Consider the following 21,629-nt stretch of genomic DNA (forward strand, 5'->3'; position numbering starts at 1 on the left):
GCGACGACCGCCCCTCGGGTGGCTTCCGTCGTGACGACCGTCCGTCCGGCGGCTTCAACCGCGACGACCGCGGCGGCCACCGCGGCAGCGACCGTCCGTTCAACCGCGACCGTCGCGACGACCGCCCCGCCGGCGGCTTCCGCTCGGGCGGCGACCGCCCGTACGGCCGTCGTGACGACCACCGTGGCAGCACCGGCTCGACCGGCGGCTCCTTCGGCCGCCGCGACGACAAGCCGCGCTGGAAGCGCAACGGCTGATCTCGCCTGAAACCCTGACCAGGGCCCGTACGACACTTCGGTGCGTACGGGCCCTGGCCGTTTTCGCCGACGTCCCGACGCCGGGCGCCCCGCCCGGGACACGGCCGGTGTCGGATACCCGATCGGTTCCGGGGTCCTCTCGGGCTATGCTGCTCGGGTGTGCTTGTCCACGGGCCGTTAGCTCAATTGGCAGAGCAGTGGACTTTTAATCCATTGGTTGTGGGTTCGAGTCCCACACGGCCTACCGAGCGGTGGGGGAGGGGAGACCCTCCTGCCTGCCGCGGAGCGCCCCGACCGGTTCGTTTCGGTCGGGGCGCTTCGTCGTTCGGGGCGAAGCCGCCCGGCGCGGGTGGCCGTGACAGGCCGTCCGGAGCGGGCCGCCCTTTCCTGAGAACCTTCCGGGGCTTCCCGCTGTCTTGTTTCCGGGGAGCCTGTGAGGGCTCCGTCCTCCGAACGGGTCCGTCCCGGGGGCGGCGGTGGGGAACGTGGGGAAGCGTGGACGCGGAGTGTGGAGGTGGGGTCGGTGACGGCGAGCGGTACCGGTGATCCGGCGGGGGAGGCCCAGCGGCTGGCCCGTTACGCGCTGGTCGCCATGGGGGGTGCGGGCGCTGCCCTGCTGACCGCCCTCGGCAGCGGGCTGTTGATCCTGCTGAGCGGGGTCGTGGGGCTCGCCGCGACGGCCGCGGGTGTCTGGTGGTTCCTCGCGCACCGGGGGACCCTGCGGATGCTCGGGGCGGCGCTCGCGGTGGCCGCGCCGCTGGTGACGCTGAGCCTGTACGTCGCCTGGGGCGTCTGGGTGAACGCCCTCGTGGCCCTGGGACTGTGGGGCCTGGCGCTGTCCTTCGCCCGGGCCGCCCTGCGCCGCCCGGAGGACGAGCGGGACGCGCTGATGCGGGGCGTACCGGCCGCCCCGCCGCGCCGGCCCGTTCTGATCATGAATCCGAAGTCCGGGGGCGGGAAGGTCGAGCGGTTCCGGCTCGTCGAGCGGGCGGAGGCGCTCGGCGCCCGGGTGATCCTGCTCGACCCGTCGAAGCCGGCCGATGTCGCCGGCCTCGCGCGCGAGGCCGTGGCCGGGGGCGCCGATCTGCTCGGCGTGGCCGGCGGCGACGGCACGCAGGCCCTGGTGGCCGAGGTCGCCGCCGAGCACGGCCTGCCGTTCCTGGTCGTGTCGGCCGGCACCCGCAACCACTTCGCCATGGACCTGGGCCTCGACCGCACCGACCCGTCCCGCTGCCTCGACGCGCTGACCGACGGCGAGGAGCTCCGGGTCGACCTCGGCGACGTCGCCGGCCGGCCCTTCGTCAACACCGTGTCCTTCGGGGTGTACGCGGACGTGGTCCAGCGCCCCGAGTACCGCGACGCCAAGGCGGGCACCGCGCTCGACGTCCTGCCCGATCTGCTCCAGGGCGGCGAGGGCGACCGTCTCGACGCGCTCGCCGACTCCACCCCGCTCCTCGGGCAGCAGGCGCTCCTCGTCAGCAACAATCCGTACGCGGCGCCCGATCCGCTCGGTGCGGTCGCCGCCCGCAGGCCCCGCCTCGACGGGGGTGAGCTCGGGGTGATCGGCATACGGGTGGACGGGGCCGCCCAGGCGGCCGAACTGGCCGTCCTCGGCACCCAGGCGACCGGCCTGAACGTCCTGACGGCCCGTAAGGTGGAGGTCGGGGACGGCGCGGGCCCCGCGATCTCCGTCGCCGTGGACGGCGAGGCGCTGACCCTGCCCACGCCCGTCGTCTGCACCCTCCGGCCCCGCGCCCTGCGGGTCATCGTGCCCCGCAACCGTCCGGGGTCGCCGGTGCCCCCGCCGCGCCTGGACTGGCGGCGCCTGACCCGGCTGGCGTTCCCCGAGGAGCCGGACCGGAGAGCCTCCTGGGACTCGCCCTGAGCCCCCGTACGCCTTGAACTCCCGTACCACCCATCCCGCTAGGAGCGGCGCATGACCACCGACACGACGCCCGGGACGCTCCGGGCGATGATGCACGATCTCCGGGCCGTCGACGGGGCCGTCTACGCCGCCGTGGCAGCCACCCCCACGCCCACGCTCGACACCGCGCTCCGCCGGCTGTCCACGGCGGCGAACCACTCCAAGATCTCGTTCGCGGTCGCGGCCGCGCTCGCGCTCGTGCCGGGCCGGCCGCGGCGGGCCGCGCTCGCCGGGGTCGGGGCGATCGCGGTGGCCTCGGCCTCGGCGAACCTCCTGGGCAAGCGGCTGGTCCGCAGGCCGCGGCCGGACCGGGAGGCGGCCCGCGTGGTGGTGAGCCGCCATGTGCCCATGCCGGACTCGGCGTCGTTCCCCTCCGGGCACACCGCGTCGGCGGTGGCCTTCGCCGCCGCCGTCGGGGCGGTGCTGCCGCCCGCCGCGATGCCCCTCGCGGCCCTGGCGTGGACCGTCGGGTACTCCAGGGTCCACACGGGCGTCCACTATCCGGGTGACGTCGCCGCGGGCGCCTTCCTCGGCCTCGCGAGCGCGGGCGTCTCGGTGGCGGTCGCGAACCGGATCGCCGCCGGACGGCCCTGACCCGGACTCAGTCCGCGACCGCGAGCGGCGGGAGCCGCCAGCTGCCGTCGAGGACGGAGGGCTCGGGGCCGTACAGCCGGACGACGAGGTTGAACGGGCCGTCGGGGGCCGGCAGCCAGTTCGCCGCCTGCTTCGGGTCGGACGGGCGTTCCCTCCGTACGTACAGGGTGAGGCCGCCGTCGTCGTCGTAGACGAGGCCCGGCGTGCGGTCGCCGATCGAGTACCGGTCGATCTCGTTGGCGACGAGCAGCCGTTCGGGCAGGCGGTAGAGGGTCACCGACCAGAAGAAGCGGGCCGGGGGCAGCTGCCCGGGCGGGAAGCGGACGACGTGGTCGTGGCCGTGCCCGTTCGGCGGGTGGTCGCCGAGGTCGTCCGACGACCAGCCGCCGTACCAGGCCTCGGCCGAGGGCAGGCCGTAGAGCCCGATCTCGGCGGCGACCGCGCGGCCGATGTGGTCGTCGCCGAGCTCCGCGCGGGTGCCGAAGAGGTCCGTGGAGACGGCGGTGGTCGCCACTGCCTTCTCCAGGCGGGCCCGGCCGTCGGCGACGCCCTGCTCGACCGCCGTACGGATCTCCGGGGGGAGCGCGGCCGGTTCGAACTCGCCGGTGCCGGACACCCCGAGCGCCGCGAGGCGGTCGCGGATGCCGCGCTCGCTCTCCAGGACGGGGAAGAACCCGAGCAGGAAGTCGAGGAGCGTGAAGAACTCGACGCTCCCGAGGTCCTCCTCGCGCCAGACCGGCCAGACCGGTTCGCCGACGGGGTGCGGGGCTGCGGTGTCGGTGTACGTGGAGAGGGGGCGGAGCGCGTACCGCTCCTGGATCGCGCGCAGGGCGGGCACGTCCTCGGGTCCTGCCAGGAAGGTCCGGCCGATGATCCCGACGAGGAAGGTGTCGGCGCGCAGGACGCTCGTGACGCCCTCGGGGACGGTGCCGTTCCAGCCGGGGCCCGCGATCAGGTGGTCGCCCGGTTCCCGGCCGGTCGTCCGGGAGCCGACGAAGCCGACGTACGAGGTGTCGAGGTCGTGCGGCGGCAGCACGTAGTACCGGTCGACGGCCGGTACGGAGATCACGTACGGCTCGGCGCGCAGGTCGAGCCAGGCCACGGAGTACGGGGTGTCGTTGTTCGGGGTCACGACGTCCGTGTTCGCCGGGCCGAACGGCTCCGAGTAGTGCCGGAAGCGGCCGAAGCCGCCCACGTACCGGGGATCGTCGGAGTCGATCGCCTGCGCGTACATCGTGCGGTAGTTGTCCAGGAGCGGACGGCCCCAGATCCAGGCGTCGGCCGCCGTCCGGCGGGCTTCCTCGGGAGTGATCGGCACGGGGGACCACCTTCGCACACGAGAGGGAACCAACCCGTACAAAATCGCACGAACGGTTCCCTCTCGCATGCGGTGATCACGCGGCGGCCGTGGCCTCAGTACGTCGCGAGGGCCAGGTCCTCCTCCGTGAGGCCGAGGGCGGCGATGCGCTCCGGGTCCGCCAGGACGTGCAGCGCGACGATCCGGTCCCCGGCGATCGTGAACGTCATGAGCGAGCCGGGGCGGCCGTCGACGACCGACAGGACCGCGGGCTGGCCGTTGGCCACGAGCGCCAGCGAGCCCCTGCGGAACTTCGCGTACATGACGGCCTGCGACATGACGGCCTCGGCGCCCCGGACGACCTGGGAGAGGGCCGCGAGGGTCCGGCCGCCGTCCGCGCGCAGCACCACGTCGGGGTCGAGGACGGCGAGCAGCCCCTCGAAGTCGCCGCCGTTCGCCGCGGCGAGGAAGGCGTCGGCGATCTCCCGCTGCCGCCGCGCGTCGGGACCGGGGGCCGGGGTGGCGTCCTGCACCCGGCGGCGGGCGCGGCTGGCGAGCTGGCGGGTCGCGGCCGGGGTGCGGTCCACGATCTTCGCGATCTCGTCGAAGGAGACGGCGAACATGTCGTGCAGCACGAACGCGAGCCGCTCCGCAGGGCCCAGGGTGTCCAGGACGACGAGGAGCGCGAGCCCGACGGACTCGGTGAGCTCGGCCGCCTGCTCCGGGGCGGTGGTGTCGGCGACCCGGACGATCGGATCGGGGACGTAGTACTCCAGCGGGTCCTCGCGGCGCGAGGCGCGCGAGCGCAGCATGTCCAGGCAGACGCGGCCGACGACGGTGGTCAGCCAGCCGCTGAGGTTCTCCACGCCGCTGACGTCGCTGCGGCTGAGCTTGAACCAGGCCTCCTGGACGGCGTCCTCGGCCTCGCTGACCGAGCCCAGCATCCGGTAGGCGACCGCCCGCAGATGGCCGCGGTCGGCGTCGAAGCGCCGGGCCAGGGATTCCTTGTCGGCGCCTTCGAGGGCTTTCCGGCCGACTTCGTTCTCGTGGTCCACTCGTCGATCTCCCCGTTCGCGTCCCGTCATGTCGTCATGACGGATGAAACCCCGCCGATGTGACGCGTCGGGTGACGCGGACGCCGGCGGCGGAACCAGGCCGCGGGTTCCGCAGAGTGAGATCCCCGCCGTCTCGTGGCGAACGCCCGGGATTCCCCGGCCGAAGCCCCCGACCACCGTGGATCCTCACTTCAGCACGGTGATCTTCGTCCGTAGATTGATCACCATGACGACGACGACGCCGCAGGTCAACCCCGTACTTCGCACCCCGCCGGCCTCCCCCGCCGCCGCGGCCGCCTACTTCTCCGCCAGCCTCGCGTTCCACGCCGACGTCTCCGACGTGGCCTCCGCGCTGGCCACCGCCGCCGCCGAGGGCACCGACCCCGGTTTCGTGGTGATCGACTCCCGGTCCACCGCCTCCTGGGACCAGGGTCACGTCCCCGGCGCGGTCCACCTGCCGACCGCGCTCATCCCCGAGCAGGCCGAGCAGCTGCTCGACAAGTCCGTCCCGGTCGTCACGTACTGCTGGGGTCCCGGCTGCAACGGCGCCACGCGCGCCGCGCTGGCCCTCGCCGAGCTGGGCTTCCAGGTGAAGGAGATGCTCGGCGGCTTCGAGTACTGGGTGCGCGAGGGCTTCGCGTACGAGACCTGGGAGGGGCCCGCGGAGAAGGCCGCCGACCCGCTGACCGCTCCGGTCGACTCCGATGACTGCGGGTGCTGAGGAAACCGATTTCGTGATCGCCCCGGTCATGCCGTAGAGTCGGGTTCACCGACGCGGGGTGGAGCAGCTCGGTAGCTCGCTGGGCTCATAACCCAGAGGTCGCAGGTTCAAATCCTGTCCCCGCTACTCAGTAGCAACGAAGGCCCGGATCCAGTCACTGGATCCGGGCCTTCGTCGTATGTCCGCACAGGACGCTTGACCTTTACGCAACGTCAAGATCTAGCGTTCTCGGCATGGAGTGGTCGATCCAGGAGATCGCCAGGAAGGCCGGCACCACCAGCCGCACCCTCCGGCACTACGGAGAGCGCGGACTGCTGGAACCGAGCCGGATCGGCGCGAACGGTTACCGGTACTACGACCAGGCGGCGCTCGTGCGCCTGCAGCGGATCCTGCTGCTGCGCGAGCTGGGGCTCTCGCTGCCCGCCATCGCCGAGGTCCTCGCGGGGCAGCGGGACACCTCCGCCGCCCTGCGCACCCATCTCGCCCTCCTGGAGCAGGAGCGCGAGCGCATCGGACGCCAGATCGCGTCGGTGCGGACCACTCTGCGGAAGACCGAGGGAGGAGAGGAACTCATGGCCGACGAGGTGTTCGACGGCTTCGACCACACGCGGTACGAGGAGGAGGTCACCGAGCGCTGGGGCCGCGACGCGTACGAGAAGGCCGACCGCTGGTGGCGCTCGCTCACCGGCGCGCAGAAGAAGGCGTTCATGGAGGAGCAGGCCGGCATCGCCCGCGAGTTCGGGCGGGCGGCGCGGGAGGGGCTGGCCGCCGACAGCGACGAGGTGCAGGCGATCGCCTGGCGCCAGGTCGCCTGGCTGTCGACGACCACGACGCCGAGCAGGGAGTACCTGATCGGTCTCGGGCAGATGTACGTGGACGACCCGCGCTTCACGGCGAACTACGACCGGCACGGCGAGGGCACCGCGCTTCTCGTCCGGGACGCGATGAAGGTCTACGCGGAGCGGAACCTCTGAGGGGCCTGTCTGAAGTAAACGGTGGCCAAAACCGTGCCCGCCTCTTTGGAGGTGTGCCGCACCCCACCGTAGTCTCACGCGCACCATGAGTGACCGGAGTGTGACGGAGATGAGCCGGCGGGCGCCCGCCGTGCTCGTCCTGCTCGCGCTCCTCGCCCTCATCGTGAGCGTCTGCCACGGCTCCCACGGCCACGTCCTGCCGACCTCCGGCACCGTCACGACCGTCTCCGCCCCCGCGCTCCCGCACGGCTGCGAGCGCTCCGGGGACGCCTGGACCTTCGACGCCCACCTCCCCGCGCAGACCGCCGCCTCCCCGCTCACCGCACCCGGCGCCGGCGGAGCCGCGGTCCTGCCGTACGAAGCGGACCTCCGCACCGACCCCCGCGCGCGCTGCGTACGGAACCGGGCGGGCCCCGGCCCCGAGCCGGGCAGGCTGCTGATCGCCCTCGGAGTGGACCGGAACTGAGTCGGGTCCCGCACTCGCGTGACCAGGTTCCCTTTCGCGTACCGACCCGAGGACGTACCCCCCCCATGACCGCACCACTGACGCTCTCCGTCGACGGGCAGACCGTCGGCAACACCCCCGTCCTGTGGACGGACGACGGCTACTGGGCCAAGCTCGAAGGCTTCAACTTCGGCGGCATCAAGGACCGCGCCGCCCTCTACATGGTCGAGCAGGCCCGCCGCCGCGGTGAGCTGCGGCCCGGCGCCCCGATCGTCGAGTCGACCTCCGGGACCCTCGGTCTCGGCCTCGCCCTCGCGGGCGTGCTCCACGGCCATCCCGTGCACGTCGTCACCGACCCCGGCCTCGAACCGATCGTCGAGCGGATGCTCGTCGCCCACGGCGCCCGCGTCCACGTCGTCCCCGAGCCCAGCCCGCAGGGCGGCTGGCAGCAGGCCCGGATGGACCGGGTCGCCGAGCTGCTCGCCGACCTCGACGGGGCCTGGTGGCCCAACCAGTACGGGAACCCCGACAACCCCGCCGCGTACACGGGCCTCGCCGCCGAGCTGTCCGCGCAGCTCGACCGGATCGACGTCCTCGTCTGCGCGGTCGGCACCGGCGGTCACTCGGCCGGGATCTCCCGGGCGCTGCGCGCCACCTCCAGCCCGGCCCTCGAACTGGTCGGCGTGGACTCCGTGAACTCCACCGTCTTCGGCCTCCCGGCGGGCGAGCGCCTGATGCGCGGCCTCGGCTCCTCCATCCACCCGGGGAACGTCGACCACGGGGCCTTCGACGAGGTGCACTGGGTGGGCCCGGCGGAGGCGGTCCGGGCGGCCCGCCGGCTGGCCTCGCGGCAGTTCGCCACCGGCGGCTGGAGCGTCGGCGCGGTCGCGCTCGTCGCCGGCTGGCTGGCCCGCACACGGCCGCGCGGGACCCGGATCGCGGCCGTCTTCCCGGACGGGCCGCAGCGGTACTTCGACACCGTCTTCAACGACGAGTTCTGCGCGGCGCACGGGCTGCTCGACGGACCCGTACGGGAGGACCCCGCCGCGTACGTCTCCGACGACTCGGTCAGCGGCTGGACCCGCCGGGTCCTGGAGCGTGTCCGGTGACGACGACGACCGCGCCCGCGAAGGGCCGGGGCGGCATCTGGAGGCAGAGCCGCACCTTCGACCCGGCCGTACGGCTGCTCTTCCTCAACCAGCTCACCATCAACCTCGGCTTCTACATGCTCATGCCGTACCTGGCCGCGCACCTCGCGGACGGGCTCGGCATGGCGGCCTGGGCCGTCGGGCTCGTCCTCGGCGCGCGGAACCTGTCCCAGCAGGGCATGTTCCTCGTCGGCGGGGCGCTCGCCGACCGGCTCGGCTTCAAGCCGCTCATCGTCGCCGGCTGCGCGCTGCGGACGGTCGGCTTCGGGGCGCTCGCCTTCGCGCAGTCGCTGCCGATGCTGATCGCCGCCTCGCTCGCGACGGGCCTCGCGGGCGCGCTCTTCAACCCGGCCGTGCGGGCCTGTCTCGCGGCGGAGGCGGGGGAGGAGCGCCGGGTGGAGGCCTTCGCGCTGTTCAACGCGTACTACCAGGCGGGCATCCTGCTCGGGCCGCTCGTCGGGGTGGCCCTGACGGGGGTGTCGTTCCGGCTGACGTGCGTGGTCGCGGCGGTGCTGTTCGCCGGCCTGACCCTCGTACAGCTCCGGTACATGCCCGTACGGGCCGTGTCCGCGCCGGCCGAGAAGGGGGAGCGGGGGCAGTTCCGCACGGTGCTCGCCCACCGGACGTTCTGGCTCTTCTCGCTCGCCATGACCGGTTCGTACGTGCTGTCCTTCCAGGTCTATCTGGCGCTGCCGCTCGCGGCGGGCGGTACGGGGGTGACGACCGCACTGTTCGTGGTCTCGGCGCTCGTCGCGCTCGCCGGGCAGCTGCGGATCACGGCCTGGACCCGGCGCCGGCTCAGCCGCGAGCGGTGTCTCGTCCTCGGGCTCGCGCTCATGGGCGGGGCGTTCCTCGTGCCGGCCGCCCTGGGGCGCGGCCTGGTGGGGCTGCTGCTGTGCGCGGCGGTCCTGGCCGTCGCGAACGCGGTGCTCTACCCGTACGAGATGGACACCGTCGTCGCCCTGTCCCGGGGACGCTGGGTCGCCACCCACTACGGGCTCTACAACACGGTGTGCGGGATCGGGATCACCCTGGGGAACCTGGGGACGGGTGCGCTCCTCGACGTCACCGGCTGGTCGGCGGTCCCGTGGCTCGCGCTGTGCGCGGTGGGCCTGGGGTGCGCGGCGGCGATGGCGCTGCTCGCCCGGGGCGGACGGCTCGCGGAGAGCACCACGGGCGGCTGACGTCTGCCCGGGGTGCCCCGCCCGTACGCCTATCGGCCCCGTGGGAGTCGCCGCCCCGGGCGGCGGCGGCCACCCTGGGAGGGTGCGGTGCGGACCGCGCGCCGGTCGGATCCGGGCAGGAGAGCACAGGTGGGGCACCCCCGAGGAGCGGCGGGCGGAGGGCGGCGGGGCGGTGAGGGCCGGCCCGATTACAGCGGTGCCCGGCGGTTCATCCGCGCGCTGCCCCCGCTGATCATCGCGGGCGGTGTCGTCTTCGACCTGGCGACACCGCCCGAGTACACGGCGGCGCCGCTCTTCTCCGCCGCCCCCCTGGTCGCCGCCCCCTTCTTCTCCCAGCTGACGACCCTGCTCACCGGGATCGCCGCCGTCCTCGCCTCGGTGGGGCTGCACGCCTACAACGGCACCGTCGACGAGGTCGCGGCCCTCACCGAGACCCTGACCGTCGTCACCGTCTCCGCGCTCGCCCTCCTCATCAACCGGGTCGTGCGCCGCAGCGGTGAGCGGCTCGCCTCGGCGCGGGTCATCGCGGAGACCGCGCAGAAGGCGGTGCTGCCGACGCCCGACGAGCGGATCGGCGGGCTGCAGTGCGCGGCGCGGTACGAGGCGGCGCAGGCCGACGCGTTCATCGGCGGCGACCTGTTCGCCGTCCAGGACACCCCGCACGGGGTGCGGCTCGTCGTCGGGGACGTCCGGGGCAAGGGGCTGGACGCGGTCGAGGCCGTCGCCGTCGTCATCGGCGCCTTCCGGGAGGCGGCCGAGCAGGAGCGGAGCCTGGAGGGCGTGGCGCGGCGACTCGAACGTGCACTCGCCCGGGAGGGCACCCGCCGGCACGGACTCGACGCCTTCGAGGGGTTCACCACGGCCGTGCTCGCCGAGATCCCGCGCGGCGACGGGAGCGGGACCTTCGACGGTTTCGTACGGGTCGTCAACCGTGGCCATCCGCCGCCGCTGATGCTGTACGCGGACGGGCGGCTCGACATCCTGGAGCCGGGCGAGGCGGCGCTGCCGCTCGGCATGGGCGACCTGGCGGCGTGGCCGGACCGGGCCGAGGCGCGGCCGTTCCCGGCGGGTGCGACGCTCCTCTTCTACACGGACGGCCTCTCGGAGGCGCGGGACGCGCGGGGCGTCTTCTACGATCCGGCGGCTCGGCTCGCCGGGCGGATCTTCCCGGGGCCCGAGGAGCTGCTCGACGCGCTCGTGGACGACGTACGGCTCCACACGGGCGGCGGGGCGACGGACGACATGGCGCTGCTCGCGGTGAGCCGCCCCGCGACGGGGCAGCCCGAGCGGCGGCGGACGATGCCGGTGGTGCCGCCGGGCGGGCCCGGTCACCGGGCGTAGTCGAGGGGTGTCACTGCGATAACAATTGACATAACGTCAGATCGTGCATGTTTCCCCATCCGCCTCTTACGCCTTGCTGAAGGGGGGTCAACTCGGGTGATACTCCCTCAATTCAATGAATGATCAAGAGGGACGGGCTTGGAATCGGGACCCCCTGTCTATTAACGTTCGATAACGCAGCGCGGTCGTCCCAGCCGTCGCAAGAGGCGGCACCGTGCGCACGCGCCGAATCCTGAAAAGGAACCGGGGAACCACCACTTGGGGTGAATCGGACGCCTTCGTCCCGTACGGAGGGGCCCGTAGGAGACCTTCCTGCTCCGAACCCGTCAGCTAACCCGGTAGGCGAGAAGGAAGGAAAGGAGCGCGCCCCCGTGGCGTCCAACACCCCCGCACCCGAAGCCCCCTTCGACGCTTTCGGTGGCGGTGCTGGTCCCTCCGCCCCCGACACCGAGTGGAACCCCACCGAGGGCTCCCTCCGCGCCGAGAGCCGCTCCGGCGGCCGGCACCGGGTCGTCAAGCAGCGCTCCAACTTCGCCCGTTCCTCCACCGTCCTCGGCGTCGGCGTCATCGCGGCCGTCGGCGCGGGCGGCCTCGCCACCGCGCAGGAGAAGCCCCCGGTCGCCATATCGCTGCCGGACCTCCCGGACCTGAACCTGCCGGACCCGCACGACCTCCCCGGCGTCGGCGACCTCCTCCCCGGCGAGGACAGCGCGCCGGTCAGCGCGGACCGCGCCAACCCGAACCCGCTCACCGCCGCCACGTACACCACCGCGGACGACCAGGCGACCGGACAGGCCGAGCAGACCACCGCCGCCATGCCCGCCGCGGGCGAGGCCCTGCGCGCCCGCATCCTCCAGCAGGCCGAGCAGCAGCAGGCCTCCGCCGACGCCGCCGAGAAGGCCGCGGCGGAGAAGGCGGCCGCCGAGAAGGCCGCCGCGGAGGCCGTGGCCAAGGAGGCGGCTGCGGAGAAGGCCGCCGCCGACGCGAAGGCGAAGGCCGAGGCGGAAGCCAAGGCGAAGGCCGAGGCCGAGGCCAAGGCGAAGGCGGAAGCGGCGGCCGAGGCCGAGCGCCTCGCCAAGCTCGCCGCCGGCTACTCGCTGCCGGTCTCCTCGTACACCCTCACCGCCACCTACATGCAGTCCGGCTCGATGTGGTCCTCCGGCTACCACACCGGTCTCGACTTCGCCGCCCCCACGGGCACCCCGCTCAAGGCGGTCCACGGTGCGACCGTGAAGTCGGCGGGCTGGTCCGGCTCCTACGGCTACCGCGTCGTCCTGGAGATGGAGGACGGCACCGAGGTCTGGTACTGCCACATGTCGTCCATGACGGTCAGCGCCGGCCAGACCGTGTCCACCGGCGAGACCATCGGCCGCGTCGGCGCCACCGGCAACGTCACCGGCCCCCACCTCCACATGGAGGTCCACACCCCCGGCGGCGACGGCATCGACCCGATGGCCTGGCTCCAGTCCAAGGGCATCAACCCCTGAGCACCCGCACGGAATAGGCCCGGCGACGGGAGCGGTTGATTCGACATGACCTCTCTCCGCCCGCTGGGCTCCTCCGACCTGCACGTCTTCCCCGTGGCCCTGGGCGGCAACGTCTTCGGCTGGACCGCCGACGAGGCGGAGTCCTTCGCCGTCCTCGACGCCTACGCCGCCGCCGGCGGCAACTTCGTCGACTCCGCCGACGTCTACTCCGCCTGGGCCGAGGGCAACGAGGGCGGCGAGTCCGAGACCGTCATCGGCCGCTGGATGGCCTCCCGGGGCAACCGCTCCGCCATCGTCGTCGCCACCAAGGCGGGCGCCCACCCCCGCTTCAAGGGCCTCTCCGCCCCCACGATCAAGGCCGCCGCGGAGGAGTCGCTGCGCCGCCTCGGCACCGACCACATCGACCTCTACTACACGCACTTCGACGACGAGTCCGTCCCGGTCGAGGAGATCGTCACCGCCCTCGACCAGCTGGTGAAGGACGGCAAGGTGCGCGCGGTCGCCGCTTCCAACATCTCCCCGGAGCGACTGCGGGCCTCCCTCGACTTCGCCGAGGCCGAGGGCCTCACCCGGTACGTCGCCCTCCAGCCGCACTACAACCTGGTCTCCCGCGACACCTACGAGGGCCCGCTCCTGGAGACCGTCGAGAAGGCCGGGCTCTCCGCCGTCCCGTACTACGGGCTCGCCGCCGGCTTCCTCACCGGCAAGTACCGCCCCGGCAGGACCGTCGACAGCGCCCGCGCCCACCGCGCCGCCGAGCTCGCCGAGACCGAGCGGGGCCAGGCCGTGCTCTCCGCACTCGACACGGTCGCCGCGGCGCACGAGACCGAGCTCGCCACCGTCGCCCTCGCCTGGCTCGCCGCCCGGCCGACCGTCGCCGCGCCGATCGCCTCGGCCCGCACGGTCGAACAGCTCCCGGCCCTCGTCGCGGCGGCGGACCTGACGCTGACGGAGGCCGAGCTGACCCTCCTCACGGAGGCCTCGGCGATCTAGGGCCTGTCTTTCGGATCAGGCCCCGCTCCCTGATCCGGCCTGATCCGAAAGACAGGCCCTAGCTCCGGTACGGGTTGTAGCCGTCGTAGTCCAGATACTGAGGCGGCGCCCAGGCCCGGCCCGTCGCCCGGGCCGCGTACGTCAGCGCCGGGGAGGCCACCGCGCGGCGCTGCCACAGGTGGTGGAGGAGCTCCTGCTCCCGGGCCGGGAAATCGGGGCCGGCCGTGCCGCGCCGGGCCCGGTCCCGCAGGAACGCGAGGGTCGTCGCGAAGGACTCGTACTCGCCGACCGCCCGCGCGGCCGGCGGGCCGTACGTCCGGGCGGCGAACGCGCGGGCCATCTGCCGGGCCCGCATCGAGGACAGCGCGAGCGGCTCGGTCGGCGCGAGCCAGCCGGCCGCCGCGTACGCCGGGAGCTCCCCGGATATCGTGCGCAGCTCGCGCTGCCGGCTCCACACCGCCAGCCAGGTCAGCAGGCCGAACGCCGGAACCATCAGCGCCCCGTACACCAGGTAGAAGGCCAGCGGGCCGCCGAAGGTCGCCGAGCCGTTCCAGGCGGAGTGCAGGCTCATCGCGAGCAGCAGCCCGGCCAGCGGCAGCAGCACCCGGCGCAGCCGCTTCCCGGGCGGCGCGAGGGCGGCGAAGCCGAAGCCGATGCCGGTGAGCACGGTGAACAGCGGATGCGCGAACGGTGACATCACGGCCCGTACGAAGAAGGTCCCGGCGGTCACCATGCCGATGCCGGAGCCGAACTCCTGGTCCTCGCCGAAGGCGTTGCCGAGATAGAGGATGTTCTCGGTGAAGGCGAAGCCGGTCGCGGTGAAACCGGCGACCACCACCCCGTCGACGAGACCGCCGAAGTCCCTCCTGCGGAAGAGGAACAGCAGCAGGATCGCGGCGGCCTTGGCGCTCTCCTCCACCACCGGGGCGATGACGGTGGCCCCGAGGTTGTCGGCGGAGTCCGGGTCGGCCGTGGCCGTGGCGATCCAGCGGACCGCGAAGGAGTTCGCCAGGATCGCGACGAGCGCGGCCGCGAAGGCGCCCCAGGCGAAGGCGAACAGCATGTTCTTCCAGGGGCCCGGCTCCACCCGGTCGAGCCAGCGGAACGCCGACATCAGCAGCGGTACGGGAAGCACGGCCAGGCCCAGACCGACGAGGAAGCCCTGCGTACCGGTCTGCTCGCGCACCAGGGCCAGGATCACCAGGGCGCACAGCGCGAGCAGCGTCACGACGGAGACCGCGCGGACCAGCCGGCTGCGCCAGAAGGCCCGGCGCGGCCGGTAGCGCCACTGCGATCGGTCCGCGGCGGCGGGGAAGTCCGGCTCCTCGGTGTCGCGGTGCGGGACGGGAACGGAGTTCGACACGTGAGCGACCCTAACGACCGCCACCGACACCGGTCGACGGAGTAAGCCGCTCCCCGTCACTTCCGCCGGAAGAGGAGATCGTGCACGACGTGGCCCTTGTCGAGGCCCTGGCCCTCGAAGCGGGTGAGGGGCCGGAAGTCGGGGCGGGGCGCGTAGCCGCCGTCGGCCTGCGTGTTCTCGTAGTCCGGATGCGCGGAGAGGACCTCCAGCATCTGCACGGCGTACTCCTCCCAGTCCGTGGCGCAGTGCAGCACGGCGCCCGGCTTCATCCGGGGCGCGAGGAGGCTGAGGAACTCGGGCTGGATCAGCCGGCGCTTGTGGTGGCGGGCCTTGGGCCACGGGTCCGGGAAGTAGACCCGGCAGCCGTCGAGGGTCGCGTCGCCGAGCATCTCGCGGAGCAGGATGATCGCGTCGCCGTTGGCGACGCGGACGTTGGTCAGGCCGTTCCGGTCGGCGAGCCCGAGCAGATTGCCCTGGCCGGGCGTGTGCACGTCCACGGCGAGGATCCCGGTGCCGGGATCGGCGGCGGCCATCTGGGCCGTGGCCTCGCCCATGCCGAAGCCGATCTCGAGGACGACGGGCAGCCCGTCGAACATCTCGCCGAGATCGAGGACCCGCTTGCCGTCGATGTCGAGGCCCCAGTCGGGCCACCGCTTCAGCATGGCCTCGGCCTGCCCGTACGTGACACGGCTGCGGCGCGGCTGGAAGCTGCGGATCCGCCGCTCGTGATGGGCCCCGGCGGGATCGGGCATGGGCCCCTCACCGGGGGCGAACATCCGACTGCCCCGACGCGCGACGGGCGATCCGGTTTCGACGACGGGCTGCTGGGTGTTCTCGATCTGCTCAGACACAATGCGACCAAGTCTACGGCGCCCCCGTTGCGGGCAGTCGTTCCGCTGGGGCGAGGGGGTCCCCCCTGCTCGAGCGAAGCCGAGAGCTCGGGGGAGGGTGGGCACAACGGACCCGCGCCCTGCCGGCGCCAGAGGCTTCCGCGCCCTGACCTGCACCCCGTGCGCTGGTGGTGCGGGTCAAGGCTCGGAACGCGGAGGCGCCGCTGAGGGCGCCGTCCCGTGTGCCCACCCGTCCCGCCCTGCGGGACGCTTGCCCACGCGGGCGGGGCGCCATCCCACAGCGGGGGCTACAGCCGTGCCAAGGCGCGGGTCGCCACTTCCCGTCCGATCGGCAGCGACGCCGTCGCCGCAGGCGAAGGCGCGTTCAGGACGTGGACCGTCCGCGGCGCCTCGCGGATCAGGAAGTCGTCGACCAGCGTCCCGTCCCGCAGGACCGCCTGCGCCCGCACCCCCGGTGCGGCCCGTCGCAGGTCGGACTCCTCGACGATCGGCAGCATCCGCCGCACGGCCTCCGTGAAGGCCCGCTTCGAGAGCGACCGGTGCAGCTCCCCCGCGCCGTACCGCCAGTGCTCGCGGGCGATCGCCCAGGACCCGGGCCACGCAAGCGTGGCGCCCAGTTCGCGCGGGCGGACCACGGACCAGCCGTACCCCTCCTTCGCGAGCGCCGGGACCGCGTTCGGCCCGATGTGGACGCCGCCGTCGATGCCGCGGGTGAGGTGCACCCCGAGGAACGGGAAGGCGGGGTCCGGGACGGGGTAGACCAGGCCGCGGACCAGCGACGGGTCCGCGAGCTCGTAGTACTCCCCCCGGAAGGGGACGATCCGCATGCCCGGGTCGTCGCCCGCGAGCCGCGCGATCCGGTCGCAGTGCAGCCCCGCGCAGTTCACCAGGACCTTGGCCCGCACCACCCGCCCGTCGGCGGTCCTCACGGCCACCCCGAACGGCCGCCGGTCGACGACGGTGACCTCCGCGCCGTACAGGATCCGGGCCCCGGAGGCCTCGGCGAGCCGCTCGGACACCGCCGTGTAGTCGCAGATGCCGGTCGTGCCGACGTGGATCGCGGCGAGCCCCCGCACCCGCGGCTCGTACTCGCTGATCTGCGAGGGGCCGAGCTCGCGCACCGGGATGCCGTTCTCCCTGCCGCGCTGCACGAGCGCGTGCAGCCGGGGCAGCTCCTCGCGGCCGGTGGCGACGACGAGCTTCCCCGTCACCTCGTACGGAATGCCCCACTCCGCGCAGAACTTGACCATCTCGGCCGCGCCCTGGACCGCGAACCGCGCCTTGAGCGAGCCCGGACGGTAGTAGATCCCGCTGTGGATCACCCCGCTGTTGCGCCCGGTCTGGTGGCGCGCGAGGGCGTGCTCCTTCTCCAGGACCGTGACCCGGGTGCCGGGGGCGGCGCGCGTCAGGGCGTACGCCGTCGACAGACCGACGATCCCACCGCCGATCACCAGCACGTCACAGTCAAACACCAGCGCCACCTCCCGCCACCGATAGTGCACTGGCCCACTGACAACGTCGCTAAACGCCCACGGTGTGGGACGCGCGTCACTCCGGCGTGCAGTCGCGGCCCCGGGTCGCGTCTCACGCCGGAGCGACCAGCAGCGGCCGGGCCCGCTCGCGCAGTTCCATGACGCGCGGCTCGTGCCCGTACGGTTCGAGCCGGTGCAGCAGATCGCGTACGTACTCGGTCGTCCGCGCCGACGAGATCCGGCCCGCCACCTCCACCGCGCGCGTGCCCGCCGCGCAGGCCGCGTCCAGGTTTCCCGACTCCAGCTCGGCGACGGCGGAGACGACGAGCCGCAGCCCGTGCGAGCGGACGAACTCCTCCGTCGGCCGGGACAGTGCCTGCTCGGTGAACCGCCGCACCTCGCCCGGCATCCTCAGGTCCCGATAGCACTCGGCGGCGTCGGCGCAGAACCGGTCGTACGAGTAGAAGCCGAGCCAGGTCGGGTCGGCGTCGCCCTCCCGGGAGCGCTCCAGCCAGCCCTCGGCGGACTTGAGCGCGGCCGCGGCGGCCGCCCCGTCGCCGGCCTTGGCGTGCGCGCGGGCCTCGACGAGCCGGAAGAAGGACATGGTGCGGGCGGTGGCGAGCCCCCGGTTCCGTTCGAGCGCGGCCTGGGCGAGGTCGACGCCCTCGTCGGCGAAGCCCCGGTAGGTGGCCTGGAGCGACATGGAGGCGAGGACGTAGCCGCCGAGGGGCACGTCGGCGGCCGCACGGGCGAGCCGCAGGGCCTGGATGTAGTACCGCTGGGCCGCCTCCTGCTGCCCGGTGTCGAAGGCCATCCAACCGGCGAGCCGGGTGAGCTCGGCCGTCGCGCCGAACAGGTTCCGGCCGACCTCGTCCGAGTACGAGCCGAGCAGCAGCGGCGCCGCGTCCACGCGTAAGCACTCGGGCACCATCGAGGAACGCCAGTCCCCGCCGCCGTACTTGGAGTCCCAGCGGCGGGCGTCCTCGGCGGCCTCGCGGAGCTTCGCGACGTCGCTGTGGCCCACGCGCGTGTGCTCCGCGGCCGACGTGCCCGCGGCGGTGCCGGCGCTCGGGCGCGGGGCCTCGCGCTCGACCGACGGGTCGGCCGGGGTTATCAGCCAGCGGGACGTGGGCGTCGCGTACGCGCTGACCGCGAAGGACCCGGCGAGCGACTGCCAGATGCCGCCCCCGCCGGCCCGCCGGCCGGCGAGATCGAGCCGGTACAGGTCGGTGGCCGAGCGGACCGCCTCGCCGATGTCGCGCGGGAAGGCGAGCCCGACCTCGGGTGCCGGGTCGGCGTCCGCGAGCCCGATCTCGTGCAGCGGCACGGGCCGGCCCAGCTTCTGCCCGATCGCGGCGGCGATCAGGTGCGGGGCGGCGCCCTGCGGCACCATGCCCTTGGACACCCAGCGGGCGACCGAGGTCTTGTCGTAACGAAGCGTCAGACCCCGCTGTGCGCCGAGGTCGTTGACGCGCCGGGCGAGCCCGGCGTTGCTGATTCCCGCGAGGGCGAGAACCGTGCCGAGCTTTTCGTTCGGCCCGCGTTGCTCCCTGGACATCACGCCACCCCTCGACAACCCAGACGGCCGCCACGACGCCGGGCATAGGCGTGCGGCATTCGTAAACACAGCGTAGTTCGCCGCATCCCCACCGTTAAGGGGCGGTGTTCCGTATGGCGAGATTGTTGTGTGAACGTGCGACGAACACGGTCGGCGGCGCGGCTCGTGCTCCCGCCGTGTGGCCGTGCGCCCGGCCGTGCGCTCTCGTCCGGCCGGCGGGGGAGCGCTTCCATGAGTTCCGCGTGGGTCGGCCCGCTCGGCCGGGAGCGGTGTCCCGGACCAGTGGGCTGGGGGACACCGCCGCCCCATTCCCCGCGGGCGGCGGACGGCACCGGGAGGCGGGAGCGCCTCCCGGGCTGCCGGTGTCCGGCGAGCCGCCCGGCGCCGCTCCAAACCTCCGACGGGGATCGATATTTGGCCGAATGACGCCGGTGCGCCGCCGATCATCAACTGGCCCATGCCAGGGGCGCATTCGGCTTTGGCGCGCGTGCACCCGGACCCCGCCCCGTGCGCCGTTGTCGTGGCAGCATGTCCTCCACCGAAACGGATGTGGAGGCGCCGATGCGATGGCTGGTGGGCTGGAGCAGTGTCGCGGCGAGCTTCGCAACGACCGCGGGAGGCCGCGCGGGGCCGGCACACGGCGCGTACGGCTCGGGCTCCTCGTACGCCTCCGGCTCTCCGTACGACCCCGGATACGACCCGGGATACGCCCCCGGCCCCGACCGTGCGGCCGAGGGGCGCACGGTGCAACCCGTGGGCGCACAACTCCTGTGGGGCGACCCCGATCCGCTCTGGGCGGTCGGCGACTGGCGCCCCGACGAGGTGCGCGTGGTCGCCGTCGACGAACGGACCCGCCTCGCCGTCCTCGGCTGCTGCGCCGCGAGCGACGAGGAGCTGCGGATCGGCCTGCTCACCGCGCGCGGGGGCGCGCTGCGGCACCTGACCGCCTGGCCCGGCAGCTACACGGCCGTCGTGAAGACCGGCCGCCGCGTCACCGTCACCGGTGACCTCGCGGGCGCCCGCCCGGTGTTCCACACCCCGTGGGCGGGCGGCACCGCGTACGCCACCGCCGCCCTGCCGCTCGCCGACCTCGTCGAGGCCCAGCTCGACATCGGCCACCTCGCCGCCCTGCTCGCCTGCCCCGAGACCCCGGAGGCGCTGCGCGACTCCACCCCGTACGAGGGGGTGCGGCGGGTGCCGCCGGGCCACGCGCTGATCCTGCGGGAGGGCTCGCGCGAGATCACCGGCTACGAGCAGGTGGCCTCGCTCGCCGTCGCGGCGCCCGAGGCCGATCCCCGGCAGGCCGTCGAAGGGGTACGGGACGCCCTCGTCGAGGCCGTACGGGCCCGGCTCACCGCCCCCCGGCACGCGCCCGAGACCCCGCTCCCCGACCCCGGCCCGGTCCCCGGCATGGGCCCGGCCGACCGGCGCGCCGCCCGGGGCGCGGGCCCGGCACCCGGCATCGGCGCAGACCTGTCCGGCGGCAGCGCCTCCGGCACGCTCGCGCTGCTCGCGGCGGGCCTCCCGGGGGTGCCGGGCACGGTCACCGGGCACGGCACGGGCGCCGGGGAGCGGCTGCTCGCCGTCACGTTCAACGACCTGGCGACGCGGGCCGGCGCGCGCCGCACGGCCGAGCTGGAGCGGGCCCGGGCGATCGCGGCCGACCCGCGGCTGCACCACGTCGTCGTCGCGGGCGGCGAGGAGGCCCTGCCGTACGCGTCCCTCGACGGGCCGCTCACCGACGAGCCGGGGCCCGCGCTCGTCACGGCCGAGCGGCACCGCAGGCGGCTCGCGGGCGGCAGCGCCGACCACTTCACCGGCATGGGTGCGAAGCAGGTCCTGGACGCGCACCCGGCGCGCCTCGCCGATCTCCTGATGGACCGCAGGCGCCGCTCCCTGGTGCGTCCGGTGACGGCGCTGGCCAAGGCGTCGGGGCCGTCGGCGGGGTCGTTCCTGGTGCCGCTGACCGTGTACCGGGCGGCGCGGAAGCTGGCCCGCACCCCGTACCGGACGGGTCTGGAGGCGGCGGCCCGGCGGGTCCTGGAGGCGAACCGCACGGCCCCGGACGGCTTCGGGCCCCTGGAGGCCTCGCTCTCGGCCCTCGCCTGGTCGCGGCCGGGGCCTGCGGCGTGCTGGCTGACGGGCGAGGCCCTGGCCGAAGTATCGGTTCGCCTGAACCGGGCGGCGACCCTCCCGGCCGCCGTCCAGCGCCCCGGTGAGGCACGCGCGCGTGCCGCCCTCGTGCGCGCGGCGGCCGACCACCGGGTCCTGGAGCAGGCCGCCGAGATCCGGGGCCAGCGCCTGCACGCCCCCTTCCTCGACAACCAGGTCGTACGGGCCTGCCGCGACCTCCCCGAATCGCTCCGCGTCCAGCCGGACGCCCGGGCCGGGGTCCTGCGCACGGTCCTCTCCGGCGCCGGCGTCCACGACGTCCCCGCCGGCTGGGGCGCCCCCCACCCGGCCGTCCCGGCCGCCGCCACGCGCGCGGGCCTGCGCGCCGCGCTCCCGCAGCTCCTCGCGCTCTTCGACGCGCCGCTCCTCGCGGACGCGGGCCTGATCGACGCGCGCGTCGTCCGCAAGGCGCTCCGCGCGGCGGCCGACGGCGCCCCCGTCCCCCTCGACGGCCTCGCCGACCTGGTCTCCACCGAACTCTGGCTGCGCCGCCTCCTGGCCCGCCGAGGCTCCTGCTGGACCGACACCACAGCGGCCCCCCGCTCCCACCGCGCGGTCCAGGGGCCCCTGATCCCGCCGTCGAGGAGATCACTGCCGGCCTGAGGCGCGCGGGGGCGCGGACCCGACACCGGCGCGCTCCAAGGGACCGGCCCGGGGGCGGGCTCGCGGACCGATCCGGGGGCGGGCTCGCCGACCGGCCCGGGGACCGGTTCGCCGACCGGCCCGGGGAACGGTCCGGGGCCCGGGCCAGGGAACGACCCGGGGACCCACCGGGGTAAACCCCGAGGCGTAC

General features: G+C 74.1%; 17 protein-coding genes, 2 tRNA genes, 1 pseudogene and 1 riboswitch. Of the genes and pseudogenes, 14 read left to right on the plus strand and 6 right to left on the minus strand.

All coding sequences use genetic code 11. The features are described from left to right. From ACFYX3_RS17345 to ACFYX3_RS17360, 4 genes and pseudogenes are all read left to right on the plus strand, one after another. Positions 1–257, plus strand: a pseudogene (locus ACFYX3_RS17345) (RNA helicase); the annotation flags it as partial. A gap of 171 nt (positions 258–428) precedes the next feature. Continuing rightward, positions 429–501 (plus strand) — tRNA-Lys (locus ACFYX3_RS17350). Between the two features lie 348 nt (positions 502–849). After that, positions 850–2,142 (plus strand): diacylglycerol/lipid kinase family protein, encoded by a 1,293-nt coding sequence (locus tag ACFYX3_RS17355; protein WP_389013945.1) that lies wholly within the window; start codon positions 850–852, stop codon positions 2,140–2,142. A 51-nt stretch (positions 2,143–2,193) separates the two neighbouring features. Further along, positions 2,194–2,775, plus strand: coding sequence for a phosphatase PAP2 family protein (locus ACFYX3_RS17360; protein WP_389013872.1), 582 nt, complete (start codon positions 2,194–2,196; stop codon positions 2,773–2,775). A gap of 7 nt (positions 2,776–2,782) precedes the next feature. On the opposite strand, the gene ACFYX3_RS17365 is transcribed toward ACFYX3_RS17360, so the two are convergent. Next, positions 2,783–4,093 carry a DUF1254 domain-containing protein gene (locus ACFYX3_RS17365; protein WP_389013875.1) on the minus strand — a complete coding sequence of 437 codons (1,311 nt, stop codon included), beginning with the start codon at positions 4,091–4,093 and terminating at the stop codon, positions 2,783–2,785. Between the two features lie 95 nt (positions 4,094–4,188). Further along, positions 4,189–5,157, minus strand: coding sequence for a sigma-70 family RNA polymerase sigma factor (locus tag ACFYX3_RS17370; RefSeq protein ID WP_389013878.1), 969 nt, complete (start codon positions 5,155–5,157; stop codon positions 4,189–4,191). 196 nt (positions 5,158–5,353) lie between these two features. Here ACFYX3_RS17370 and ACFYX3_RS17375 point away from each other — a divergent pair, with 196 nt between their 5' ends. The 9 genes from ACFYX3_RS17375 (at position 5,354) to ACFYX3_RS17415 (ending at position 13,420) form a co-directional block, all read left to right on the plus strand. Next, positions 5,354–5,848, plus strand: coding sequence for a rhodanese-like domain-containing protein (locus ACFYX3_RS17375; RefSeq protein WP_123457398.1), 495 nt, complete (start codon positions 5,354–5,356; stop codon positions 5,846–5,848). Between the two features lie 52 nt (positions 5,849–5,900). Beyond that, positions 5,901–5,974, plus strand: a tRNA-Met gene (locus tag ACFYX3_RS17380). A gap of 107 nt (positions 5,975–6,081) precedes the next feature. Then, on the plus strand, positions 6,082–6,822 hold the full coding sequence (locus tag ACFYX3_RS17385) for a MerR family transcriptional regulator (protein ID WP_389013882.1): 741 nt from the start codon (positions 6,082–6,084) through the stop codon (positions 6,820–6,822). An 85-nt stretch (positions 6,823–6,907) separates the two neighbouring features. Continuing rightward, complete coding sequence (locus tag ACFYX3_RS17390; protein ID WP_389013885.1) at positions 6,908–7,288, plus strand: hypothetical protein; 381 nt, start codon at positions 6,908–6,910, stop codon at positions 7,286–7,288. Positions 7,289–7,353: 65 nt separating this feature from the next. Next, positions 7,354–8,376, plus strand: coding sequence for a PLP-dependent cysteine synthase family protein (locus ACFYX3_RS17395; protein ID WP_389013888.1), 1,023 nt, complete (start codon positions 7,354–7,356; stop codon positions 8,374–8,376). Next, entirely contained in the window at positions 8,373–9,599 is a 1,227-nt protein-coding gene (locus ACFYX3_RS17400; RefSeq protein WP_389013891.1) for an MFS transporter, read from the plus strand. Before ACFYX3_RS17395 ends, ACFYX3_RS17400 begins: the two co-directional genes overlap by 4 nt. Positions 9,600–9,728: 129 nt before the next feature. Then, positions 9,729–10,940, plus strand: coding sequence for a PP2C family protein-serine/threonine phosphatase (locus ACFYX3_RS17405; protein ID WP_389013895.1), 1,212 nt, complete (start codon positions 9,729–9,731; stop codon positions 10,938–10,940). Between the two features lie 213 nt (positions 10,941–11,153). Then, positions 11,154–11,300, plus strand: a riboswitch (cyclic di-AMP (ydaO/yuaA leader). An 11-nt stretch (positions 11,301–11,311) separates the two neighbouring features. Beyond that, positions 11,312–12,427 (plus strand): M23 family metallopeptidase, encoded by a 1,116-nt coding sequence (locus ACFYX3_RS17410; RefSeq protein ID WP_389013898.1) that lies wholly within the window; start codon positions 11,312–11,314, stop codon positions 12,425–12,427. 45 nt (positions 12,428–12,472) lie between these two features. Next, complete coding sequence (locus tag ACFYX3_RS17415) at positions 12,473–13,420, plus strand: aldo/keto reductase (protein ID WP_389013901.1); 948 nt, start codon at positions 12,473–12,475, stop codon at positions 13,418–13,420. A 58-nt stretch (positions 13,421–13,478) separates the two neighbouring features. Here ACFYX3_RS17415 and ACFYX3_RS17420 read toward each other — a convergent pair whose 3' ends face one another. From ACFYX3_RS17420 to ACFYX3_RS17435, 4 genes are all read right to left on the minus strand, one after another. Next, positions 13,479–14,783, minus strand: a complete 1,305-nt coding sequence (locus tag ACFYX3_RS17420) for a PrsW family intramembrane metalloprotease (protein ID WP_382655692.1) — start codon at positions 14,781–14,783, stop codon at positions 13,479–13,481. Positions 14,784–14,839: 56 nt separating this feature from the next. Next, positions 14,840–15,559, minus strand: a complete 720-nt coding sequence (gene trmB / locus ACFYX3_RS17425; RefSeq protein ID WP_352025551.1) for a tRNA (guanosine(46)-N7)-methyltransferase TrmB — start codon at positions 15,557–15,559, stop codon at positions 14,840–14,842. A gap of 362 nt (positions 15,560–15,921) precedes the next feature. Continuing rightward, positions 15,922–17,106, minus strand: a complete 1,185-nt coding sequence (gene lhgO / locus ACFYX3_RS17430; protein WP_389013904.1) for an L-2-hydroxyglutarate oxidase — start codon at positions 17,104–17,106, stop codon at positions 15,922–15,924. Positions 17,107–17,218: 112 nt separating this feature from the next. After that, a complete protein-coding gene (locus ACFYX3_RS17435; RefSeq protein ID WP_389013907.1) occupies positions 17,219–18,664 on the minus strand; it encodes an MFS transporter in 1,446 nt (481 codons plus the stop codon). A gap of 561 nt (positions 18,665–19,225) precedes the next feature. On the opposite strand from ACFYX3_RS17435, the gene ACFYX3_RS17440 reads away from it, so the two are divergent. Next, positions 19,226–21,439 carry an asparagine synthase-related protein gene (locus tag ACFYX3_RS17440; RefSeq protein WP_389013950.1) on the plus strand — a complete coding sequence of 738 codons (2,214 nt, stop codon included), beginning with the start codon at positions 19,226–19,228 and terminating at the stop codon, positions 21,437–21,439. Positions 21,440–21,629 lie beyond the last annotated feature (190 nt).

It is taken from the genome of Streptomyces sp. NPDC002463, assembly GCF_042889835.1.
GTDB lineage: Bacteria > Actinomycetota > Actinomycetes > Streptomycetales > Streptomycetaceae > Streptomyces > Streptomyces nymphaeiformis.

Coding starts and splice junctions, on each gene's coding strand:
- ACFYX3_RS17355 (WP_389013945.1), top strand. CDS start 850: ATGGGGGGTGCGGGCGCTGCCCTGCTGACCGCCCTCGGCAGCGGGCTG.
- ACFYX3_RS17395 (WP_389013888.1), top strand. CDS start 7,354: ATGACCGCACCACTGACGCTCTCCGTCGACGGGCAGACCGTCGGCAAC.
- trmB (WP_352025551.1), bottom strand. CDS start 15,559: ATGTTCGCCCCCGGTGAGGGGCCCATGCCCGATCCCGCCGGGGCCCAT.
- ACFYX3_RS17360 (WP_389013872.1), top strand. CDS start 2,194: ATGACCACCGACACGACGCCCGGGACGCTCCGGGCGATGATGCACGAT.
- ACFYX3_RS17390 (WP_389013885.1), top strand. CDS start 6,908: ATGAGTGACCGGAGTGTGACGGAGATGAGCCGGCGGGCGCCCGCCGTG.
- ACFYX3_RS17415 (WP_389013901.1), top strand. CDS start 12,473: ATGACCTCTCTCCGCCCGCTGGGCTCCTCCGACCTGCACGTCTTCCCC.
- ACFYX3_RS17370 (WP_389013878.1), bottom strand. CDS start 5,157: ATGACGGGACGCGAACGGGGAGATCGACGAGTGGACCACGAGAACGAA.
- ACFYX3_RS17375 (WP_123457398.1), top strand. CDS start 5,354: ATGACGACGACGACGCCGCAGGTCAACCCCGTACTTCGCACCCCGCCG.
- ACFYX3_RS17385 (WP_389013882.1), top strand. CDS start 6,082: ATGGAGTGGTCGATCCAGGAGATCGCCAGGAAGGCCGGCACCACCAGC.
- ACFYX3_RS17440 (WP_389013950.1), top strand. CDS start 19,226: ATGCGATGGCTGGTGGGCTGGAGCAGTGTCGCGGCGAGCTTCGCAACG.
- ACFYX3_RS17435 (WP_389013907.1), bottom strand. CDS start 18,664: ATGTCCAGGGAGCAACGCGGGCCGAACGAAAAGCTCGGCACGGTTCTC.